At 69.9% G+C, this 7,986-nt stretch carries 8 protein-coding genes; 4 read left to right on the top strand and 4 right to left on the bottom strand.

Going from position 1 to position 7,986, the window contains the following annotated elements; genetic code table 11:
- Window positions 1-163: 163 nt before the first annotated feature.
- The 3 genes from OOZ19_RS28090 to OOZ19_RS28100 are packed head-to-tail and all read right to left on the bottom strand — an operon-like array spanning window position 164 to window position 2,979.
- Entirely contained in the window at window positions 164-1,054 is an 891-nt protein-coding gene (locus OOZ19_RS28090) for a glycine betaine ABC transporter substrate-binding protein (RefSeq protein WP_266093180.1), read from the bottom strand.
- Window positions 1,055-1,079: 25 nt separating this feature from the next.
- Complete coding sequence (locus tag OOZ19_RS28095) at window positions 1,080-1,952, bottom strand: ABC transporter permease (protein ID WP_416309515.1); 873 nt, start codon at window positions 1,950-1,952, stop codon at window positions 1,080-1,082.
- Window positions 1,942-2,979 (bottom strand): quaternary amine ABC transporter ATP-binding protein, encoded by a 1,038-nt coding sequence (locus OOZ19_RS28100; RefSeq protein ID WP_416309516.1) that lies wholly within the window; start codon window positions 2,977-2,979, stop codon window positions 1,942-1,944. Before OOZ19_RS28100 ends, OOZ19_RS28095 begins: the two co-directional genes overlap by 11 nt.
- 400 nt (window positions 2,980-3,379) lie before the next feature.
- On the opposite strand from OOZ19_RS28100, the gene mshC reads away from it, so the two are divergent.
- Window positions 3,380-4,615, top strand: coding sequence for a cysteine--1-D-myo-inosityl 2-amino-2-deoxy-alpha-D-glucopyranoside ligase (gene mshC / locus OOZ19_RS28105; protein WP_266093181.1), 1,236 nt, complete (start codon window positions 3,380-3,382; stop codon window positions 4,613-4,615).
- Window positions 4,616-4,689: 74 nt separating this feature from the next.
- Here mshC and OOZ19_RS28110 read toward each other — a convergent pair whose 3' ends face one another.
- Entirely contained in the window at window positions 4,690-5,601 is a 912-nt protein-coding gene (locus OOZ19_RS28110) for a PAC2 family protein (RefSeq protein ID WP_416309517.1), read from the bottom strand.
- Window positions 5,602-5,792: 191 nt separating this feature from the next.
- Between OOZ19_RS28110 and OOZ19_RS28115 the strand changes: the two genes are divergently transcribed.
- From OOZ19_RS28115 to OOZ19_RS28125, 3 genes are all read left to right on the top strand, one after another.
- Window positions 5,793-6,473 (top strand): HAD family hydrolase, encoded by a 681-nt coding sequence (locus OOZ19_RS28115; RefSeq protein WP_266093182.1) that lies wholly within the window; start codon window positions 5,793-5,795, stop codon window positions 6,471-6,473.
- 55 nt (window positions 6,474-6,528) lie between these two features.
- The gene (locus OOZ19_RS28120; protein ID WP_266093183.1) at window positions 6,529-6,792 is read left to right on the top strand and encodes a phosphoribosyl-ATP diphosphatase; all 264 of its coding nucleotides are present in this window, start codon (window positions 6,529-6,531) and stop codon (window positions 6,790-6,792) included.
- A gap of 247 nt (window positions 6,793-7,039) precedes the next feature.
- Window positions 7,040-7,888 (top strand): VOC family protein, encoded by an 849-nt coding sequence (locus tag OOZ19_RS28125; RefSeq protein WP_266093184.1) that lies wholly within the window; start codon window positions 7,040-7,042, stop codon window positions 7,886-7,888.
- Window positions 7,889-7,986 lie beyond the last annotated feature (98 nt).

Genomic DNA, 7,986 nt, shown 5'->3' on the forward strand with positions numbered 1-7,986 from the left:
GTTCCTCCAGGTTCGCGTGACAGCACGCTCGGCAGTGCCGGATAGTAACTTGACCATCACCTGGACGAATGACCGGCCGGTGTTTCTGTGCTAGGAAGCGGCCCGGTATGGATGCAATGTGCAATTTCGACCGTTCAATTGCGACGGTCCGTGCACGCGTCGATCACCTTCCGGGGGCGAAACTCGCGATCACCTCCGGATGCGCATCGGCCCACCTCGAAGCCGCCGCCTCCTCCTGGCCCTTGGGCGCGCTGTTGATGTCGTTCTCCAGCGACGCCAACTGCCGATCGTCGAGCCGGAACTCGTGCACCATTCCGGTCACATCGGGGAAGTCCGCGCTGAACCCTTTCCGCCCGACCGCGTGGATCTGTTCGGCCTGCCCCATCGCGCCCCGCGGATCTTGCAAATCCTTGATCGGATACTTCGCGTAGGCCCAATGCGGATGCCACAGCGTCACCACGATCGGTGAGCGCGCGTTGATCGACCGCTCCAACGAGGCGAGCATCGCCGTGGTCGAGGACGTCTGCAACGCGTACTGCCCGGTCAGGCCGTACTGCGGGATCATCTGATCGCGGGTGACCCGGCTGAGGCCCGCTCCCGGATCGATGCCGGTGATGGTGCCGTTGAACTCGGCCGCCCGGCCGCGCAGATCCTCGATCGAGTTCACGTCGGTCAGGTAGGTCGGCACCGCGATGTTCAACGTGGCCTGGTCGTACCAGACCCCCAAGTCCTCCAGGCGATCGTGGTACTGCGCCCAGTAGTCGGCGTGCGTCTGCGGCAACCACGCGTCCATGAACAGGTCGATGTTGCCCTGCGCCAACCCGGCGTAGGTCGGTCCGGCCTCCAGCTCCGTCAGCTGCACCTGGTATCCCTGGCGTTGCAGCAGCACCTTGTAGAGGTTGCTGACCGCGATCGCCTCGTCCCACGCGATGTAGCCGATGGTGATCTTCTTGGTCTGCTGCCCGGTCTCCGGTTGCCTGCCGCCGCACCCGGCGGCGATCAGCACCAGCGCCGCCAGCAGTGCGACGCAGGCGACCCACCGCGATCTCCGCATGGCACTTCCCCTTCCTGCGTGGACGTCACCCGGCGGGCGCGGTCGTGCGCGCCGCGCGGGAGACGGGTGACCGGTCGGCCAGCACGGCCGTGCTGCGGTCCAGGTAGACGGCGAGGATCACCACGGCCACCCCGGCTTCGAAGCCCGCGCCCAGCTGCACGCGGGTGACGGCGGTGTAGACCTCGGTGCCCAGCCCTTCGGCGCCGACCATGCCCGCGATGACCACCATGGACAGCGACAGCATGATCACCTGGTTGATCCCGGCCATGATCGACGGCATGGCCAGTGGCAGCTGGATGCCGGTGAGGATGCGCCGCGGCGGCGCCCCGAACGCGGCACCGGCCTCCACCACCTCGCCGTCGACCTGGCGGATGCCCAGCTCGGTGAGCCGCACCCCCGGCGGCAGCGCGAAGATCACCGTGGCGATCACGCCCGGCACCGCGCCGATGTTGAAGAAGAAGATGACCGGGATCAGGTACACGAACGCCGGCATCGTCTGCATCAGGTCCAGCACCGGGCGCACCACCCGGCTCACCGTCCGGTTCCGGGCGGCCAGGATTCCCAGCGGGACCGCCGCCGCGATCGCGATGGTGCTGGCCACCAGCACCAGCGACAAGGTCTGCATGGCGGGCGGGAACTCCCGCATGCTCACCACCAGGCCGAACCCGATGATCGTGAACAGGGCGAAGCGCCAACCCCGGAGCCACCAGGCGAACGCGGTCAGCACCAGCACCAGCGCCCACGCCGGCGGCCACAGCAGCACCGCCGTCAGCCCGTCCACGGCCGAGCGCACCACCAGGTCGACGAAGTCGAAGAACGGGCCGATGGTGTCGTTGAGCCAGTTCACCAGCGCCTGGAACCAGTCGCCGAGCGGGACGCGCGGGAACTCAGCCATCATCGGCCTCCGTCCGTCCGCCGTCGCCCAGCGCGCGCAGCACCGTCGACGGGCCCACCGTGCCGATCACCCGTCCCTCGGCGTCGACCACCTCCAGCGCGGCGGTCTCGGTGACGCGGCCGAACAACTCGTGCAGCGGGGTCCGCGCGGGGACGGGGTCGGTGGTCGACGGCCGGGCCGGATCTGCGGTGCGCTCGGCGATGGCTCCCGCGGTCAGCACCCGGCCGCGGTCCACGTCGCGCACGAACCGCGCCACGTAGGAGTCCGCGGGGCGGCGCAGGATCTCCGATGCGGTGCCGAGCTGCACTATGCGCCCCGCGCGCATCACCGCGATTCGGTCGCCGAGCCGCATCGCTTCGTTGAGGTCGTGGGTGATGAACACGATCGTCTTGCCCAGCTCGGCCTGCAGCTGCACCAGCTGGTCCTGCATGTCCCGCTTGATCAGCGGGTCCAGCGCGCTGAACGCCTCGTCCATCAGCAGCACGTCGGTGCCCGCGGCGAGCGCCCTGGCCAGGCCCACCCGTTGGCGCATGCCGCCGGAGAGCTGCTGCGGGAACCGCTGCTCCCACCCGGTCAGGCCCACCATCCGCAACGCCTCGTCGGCCCGCTCCCGGGCCCGCGCCGGTGCGGCGCCCTGGATGCGGGGGCCGTATTCGACGTTGTCCCGCACGCTGCGGTGCGGCAGCAGCGCGAAGTGCTGGAACACCATGCTCATCGTGCGCTGCCGCAGTGCGCGCAGCGCCTTGCCGGTGAGCGCGGTGACGTCCTCCTCGTCGACGTACACGCGGCCCTCGGAGGGGGTGAGCAGGCCGTTGAGCATCCGGATCAGCGTCGACTTGCCGGAACCGGACAGGCCCATCACCACGAAGATCTCGCCGGGCTCGACGGCGAACGACGCGTCCAGCACGGCCACCGTGGTTCCCTCGGCGCGCAGCCGGTCCCCTCCGACGCCCTCCCGCGACCGGCGCAGCGCGTCCGCCGGGTGCGGTCCGAAGACCTTGCAGAGCCCGTCCACTCGTACCGATGTCAACGCCTCGCCCCCCGTGCGCAGGTCCGGCGCGTCCGAACGGGCCGGTGGAAAGCCACGCGGCCCTCGGGCGTGCGCCGAGGCGGAATGTTGTCCGTGCGCACGAGCATACGTCCGGCGTGGACCGCTCCCGCCATTGTCAAAGGTCCTGATCGAACGATCCGAACGGTCTGTGACGTGCGATGACGATTCGATCGGAAAAGCCGGTGCGCGATGCGGCGAGCACCGGAAGACATGCGCGGCGAGGGTCGTGAATTCCCCGCCTATCGCCGGAATCCGGATTTCCGCCGCCCTGTGGCGAGGGGGCTCGGTGGCCGGCGTCACGGGCCGCCCGGTCCCGGCTGCTTCTCACGATGTGTAACAGGGCGGCATCGCGTCGGACGGGACGTTTAAGGTCGAGTGCATGCAAACCTGGTCGTCGGTCCCCGTGCCCCAGGTGCCGGGCACACCCCGTCCCCTCCGGCTCTTCGACACCGCCACCGGTGAGGTCCGGCCCACCACCCCCGGTCCGGTGGCGCGGATGTACGTCTGCGGCATCACCCCGTACGACGCCACGCACCTCGGTCACGCCGCCACCTACTTGGCGTTCGACCTCGTGCACCGCCTGTGGCTCGACAACGGTCACGAGGTGCACTACGTGCAGAACGTCACCGACATCGACGACCCGCTGCTCGAACGCGCCGACCGGGACAACGAGGACTGGATGGTCCTGGGCATGCGCGAGACCGCGCTGTTCCGCGAGGACATGACCGCGCTGCGCGTGCTGCCGCCGCAGGACTTCATCGGCGCCGTCGAAGCGATGCCCGAGATCGTCGAGGCCGTCGGCAAGCTGCTCGCCTCCGGCGCGGCCTACCGGGTCGACGACGAGTACCCCGACATCTACTACCGGCACGACACCACCGGCCGGTTCGGCTACGAGTCGAACTACGGCGCCGACGACATGCTGCACTTCTTCGCCGAACGCGGCGGCGACCCCGGCCGTGCGGGCAAGGAGCACCCGCTGGACGCGCTGCTGTGGCGAGTGGCCCGGCCCGGCGAACCGTCCTGGGAGTCCGAGCTCGGGCCCGGCAGGCCCGGCTGGCACCTGGAATGTTCGGTGATCGCGCTCAACCGCCTGCGGATGACCTTCGACGTGCAGGGCGGCGGCTCCGACCTGGCCTTCCCGCACCACGAGTACAGCGCCGCGCACGCCGAGGCGCTGACCGGCGAGACCCCGTTCGCGCGGCACTACTGCCACGCGGGCATGGTCGGCCTCGACGGCGAGAAGATGTCCAAGTCCAAGGGCAACCTGGTGTTCGTGTCGCGGCTGCGCGGTGACCGGGTGGATTCGATGGCGGTGCGGCTCGCGCTGCTCGACGCGCACTACCGCACCGACCGCTCCTGGACGGCTGAGGCGCTCACCGCCGGAACGGCCCGGCTGGCGCGCTGGCGCGAAGCCGCCGCCCTGACCGCGGGTCCCGCGGCTGCGACGGCGATCGCCGGGCTCCGCGACCGGCTCGCCGACGACCTCGACAGCCAGGGGGCGCTGCGCGCCGTGGACGTCTGGGCGGACGAGGCGCTCGGCCAGGGCGGCACCGACGAATCGGCCCCCGGCGAGATCCGGGCCGCGGTCGACGCGCTGCTGGGCGTGCAGCTGTGACCGGCTGAGACCGAACGTGGGAACGCCCTCCGAGCGCTCGGCTCGGAGGGCGTTCTCGTGTCAGGGAGGACTCGTCAGCCCGGACCCGGACCCAACGGGCCCTTTCCGCCCGGTCCGCGGCGGCGCAGGTAGCGCTCGAACTCCGCGGCGATCGCGTCACCGCTGGTCTCGGTGAGCGTCACCTCGGCGTCGCCGCGTTCCTCCAGCGCCCGGACGTAGTTGCGGACGTCTTCGTCCTCCTCGGCCATCTCGCTGACCGTGGTCTCCCACTCCTCCGCCTGGTCCGGCAGGTTGCCCAGCGGTACCTCGAGGTCCAGCGCGTCCTCCACCCGGTGCAGCAGCGCCAGCGTCGCCTTCGGCGACGGCGGCTGCGACACGTAGTGCGGCACGGCGGCCCAGAACGAGATCGCCGGGATGCCCGACCGCACGCACGAGTCCTGGAAGATGCCCACGATGCCCGTCGGCCCCTCGTAGGTGGACCGCTCCAGCCCGTAGCGGGTGGCGGAGTCCTCGTCGTAGGCCGTTCCGGTCACCGGAACCGGGCGGGTGTGCGGGGAGTCCGCCAGCAGCGCGCCCAGCGACACCACGGTGCGCACCCCGGCCTTGTCCAGATGTTCGAGCAGTTCCGCGCAGAACGCGTTCCACCGCATGTTCGGCTCTATCCCGTGCACCAGCACCACGTCGTGCTCGGCACCCGGCGGGCGGCACACCGACAGGCGCGTCGTCGGCCAGCTCACCTTGCGGGTCACGCCGTCCACCAACTTCACCGTGGGACGCGAGACCTGGAAGTCGTAGTACGGATCCGGGTCGATCTCAGCCAGCGGAGAAGCGTCCCAGGTGAGTTCGAGGTGCTCGATCGCGGAGCTTGCGGCGTCACCCGCATCGTTCCAACCTTCGAAACCGATCACGGCGATCGGATCGGTCGGCCCGGCGGGTTTCCCTTCGGTCGATGTCCGTTCGGTCGGATTCCCCTCGGTCCGGTCCACCTGGTCTGCGGAGCGTGGTTCGCGATCGTTCACCGCGTCAGCCTACGACCTATGGGCGACGTGAGCGCCCGACATCCCGGAAGGGATCCGAACCCGCAGGGGAGGGATCGGCCACGTTCGCTGTGAGCGGCCCGTGCGCCTTTGCTGTACTGGACGCGTGGGACAGATGAACATGCCGAGACCGGGGCGCGATGACTGACGCCCGCCCTGCCGCCGTCCTGTTCGACATGGACGGCACGCTCGTCGACTCCGAAAAGCTGTGGACGATCTCGCTGAGCGACTACGCGACGCACCGCGGCGGTGAGCTCAGCATCGCCACCCGCGAAGCCATGGTCGGGTCGAACATGAGCACCAGCATGCGGATGCTGCTGGCCGACCTGGACCTCGCCGCGGACGCGGCGGCCGTCTCCGAAGCCGCCGACTGGGTGGAGGCGCGCAGCACCGAACTGTTCCGGCAGGGCCTGCCCTGGCGGCCCGGCGCCCGCGAGGCGCTGGCCGGAGTGCGTTCGCTGGGCATCCCGGCGGCCCTGGTCACCTCGACGATCCGGTCGCTGGCCGAGATCGCGCTCGACACCCTCGGCCGGGATTCCTTCGACGTCACCGTCTGCGGCGACGAAGTGGACGGCCGCAACAAGCCCGACCCCGAGCCGTACCTGCGGGCGGCCCGGCTCCTCGACGTGGACCCGCGTCGATGCGTCGCCGTGGAGGACTCGCCGACCGGAGTGGCCGCCGCCGTCGCCGCGGGCTGCACCGTGGTCGCGGTCCCCTGCGAGGTCCCGCTGGAACAGGGGGAGCGGCGAGTGCTGCTGGACAGCCTCGAAGCGCTCGACGTGCGCTCGCTCGGCGCGTTGTTGCCGGGAGCGCTCGCGTGAACCACCGCGGGACCCCCGTCGGGGCCCGGTCCGCTGGATGCAAGGATCGAACCCCGTGAAGACCTTCGACGAGCTGTTCAGCGAGCTCCAGGAACGTGCCCGAACCCGGCCCGAAGGGTCCGCGACCGTGGCCGCGCTCGATGCCGGCGTGCACGCCCAGGGCAAGAAGGTCATCGAAGAGGCCGGTGAGGTGTGGCTCGCCGCTGAGCACGAGTCGGACGAGGCGCTGGCCGAGGAGATCTCGCAACTGCTGTACCGGCTCCAGGTGATCATGCTCGCGCGCGGCTTGAACCCCGAGGACGTGTACCGCTACCTCTGACGCTCCGGTCGTCCCGGGAATCGCTCCCGCGCTTTTGCCGCTCAGGTGCCCGCGAGGCACTTCGCCGTCGGCCGCACGGGCTCGCCGCAACGCCTCCGGCATTCGTGCACACGCGGGCGTTGCGGGCGATTTGCCCTTTTCTTTCGACGTGGTTCGACGGGTGAATCCGTATTCGGAGGGATTGGGGCCGGCGATCACTCGGTCATAATGGGAGCGATCTTGAAGCGATGAGGTGGGGGTGAGGGACATGGCCGTCGTGCAGCCTGGGGAGGCCGCTCCTCGGTGGGAACTGCTGGCCGGCATGCCGTGCTGGATCGAGCTGGCGACCACCGATGTGGAGCAGGCCTGCGAGTTCTACGCCGAACTGTTCGGGTGGGAATACCAGACGCACCAGGACGACGAGGCCGGCGAGCACATCGTCGCCTCACGGGACGGGTTCCCCGTCGCCAGCATCCGCCACGCCGCCGGAGACCACTCCGTGTGGCGGCTGTTCCTCGCCACCCAGGACGTCGACTCGGCCATCGGCCAAGCCGTGGAAGACGGCGCCCAGATCACCGTGCCGTCCGCCGACGTACCCGGCCTCGGTCGCAAAGCCGTGCTCGTGGGCCCCTCCGACGCCGAATTCGGACTGCTCTCGCCCGCCGAATCCTGGCAGTTCGACGTGGGGCTGCCCGGCACCCTCATGTGGGCCGAACTCGTCACCATCAAAGCGCAGACCGCCGACAACTTCTTCCAAGGCATCTTCGGCTACACCGCCGAGCAGTTCGGCGCGGAGAACCGCTCCAACTACGCCGTCTGGTACCTCGCGGGCGAATCGGTGCTGGCCAGGGTCAGCATGATCCGCGACTACATCACCCCCGGCACCCGGCCGCACTGGCTGCTGTACCTCGGAGCCGACGCCGACGAAGGCATCGACGGGCTGGTGCACCGGGCCATCGGGCTCGGCGCCCGCGTCCGCGTCGACCCCTACGGCTCCAGCATCGGACGGGTCGCCGTGCTGCGAGACCCCACCGGGGCTCGGTTCGCCGTCGTCGACGACACCCAGGCCACGGACTGGTTCGACAGCGCAGCGAACTTCGATCCTTACGACGATTGAGCTCTGGGGTCGTTTGGCTTTGGTGGTCGTTTGGCGGAACCTCAGCGGCTTCCTCGCTGCGGGCTCTTTTTCCCGAGTGGCTCCGCCACGAGGGACAA

Origin of the sequence: Saccharopolyspora sp. NFXS83, from assembly GCF_026241095.1 — a bacterium.
Taxonomy (GTDB): domain Bacteria; phylum Actinomycetota; class Actinomycetes; order Mycobacteriales; family Pseudonocardiaceae; genus Saccharopolyspora_C.

What these genes read in the sequence shown, in the direction of transcription:
- OOZ19_RS28090 (WP_266093180.1), bottom strand. Translation starts at nt 1,054, where the DNA reads ATGCGGAGATCGCGGTGGGTCGCCTGCGTCGCACTGCTGGCGGCGCTG.
- OOZ19_RS28095 (WP_416309515.1), bottom strand. Translation starts at nt 1,952, where the DNA reads ATGATGGCTGAGTTCCCGCGCGTCCCGCTCGGCGACTGGTTCCAGGCG.
- mshC (WP_266093181.1), top strand. Translation starts at nt 3,380, where the DNA reads ATGCAAACCTGGTCGTCGGTCCCCGTGCCCCAGGTGCCGGGCACACCC.
- OOZ19_RS28115 (WP_266093182.1), top strand. Translation starts at nt 5,793, where the DNA reads ATGACTGACGCCCGCCCTGCCGCCGTCCTGTTCGACATGGACGGCACG.
- OOZ19_RS28125 (WP_266093184.1), top strand. Translation starts at nt 7,040, where the DNA reads ATGGCCGTCGTGCAGCCTGGGGAGGCCGCTCCTCGGTGGGAACTGCTG.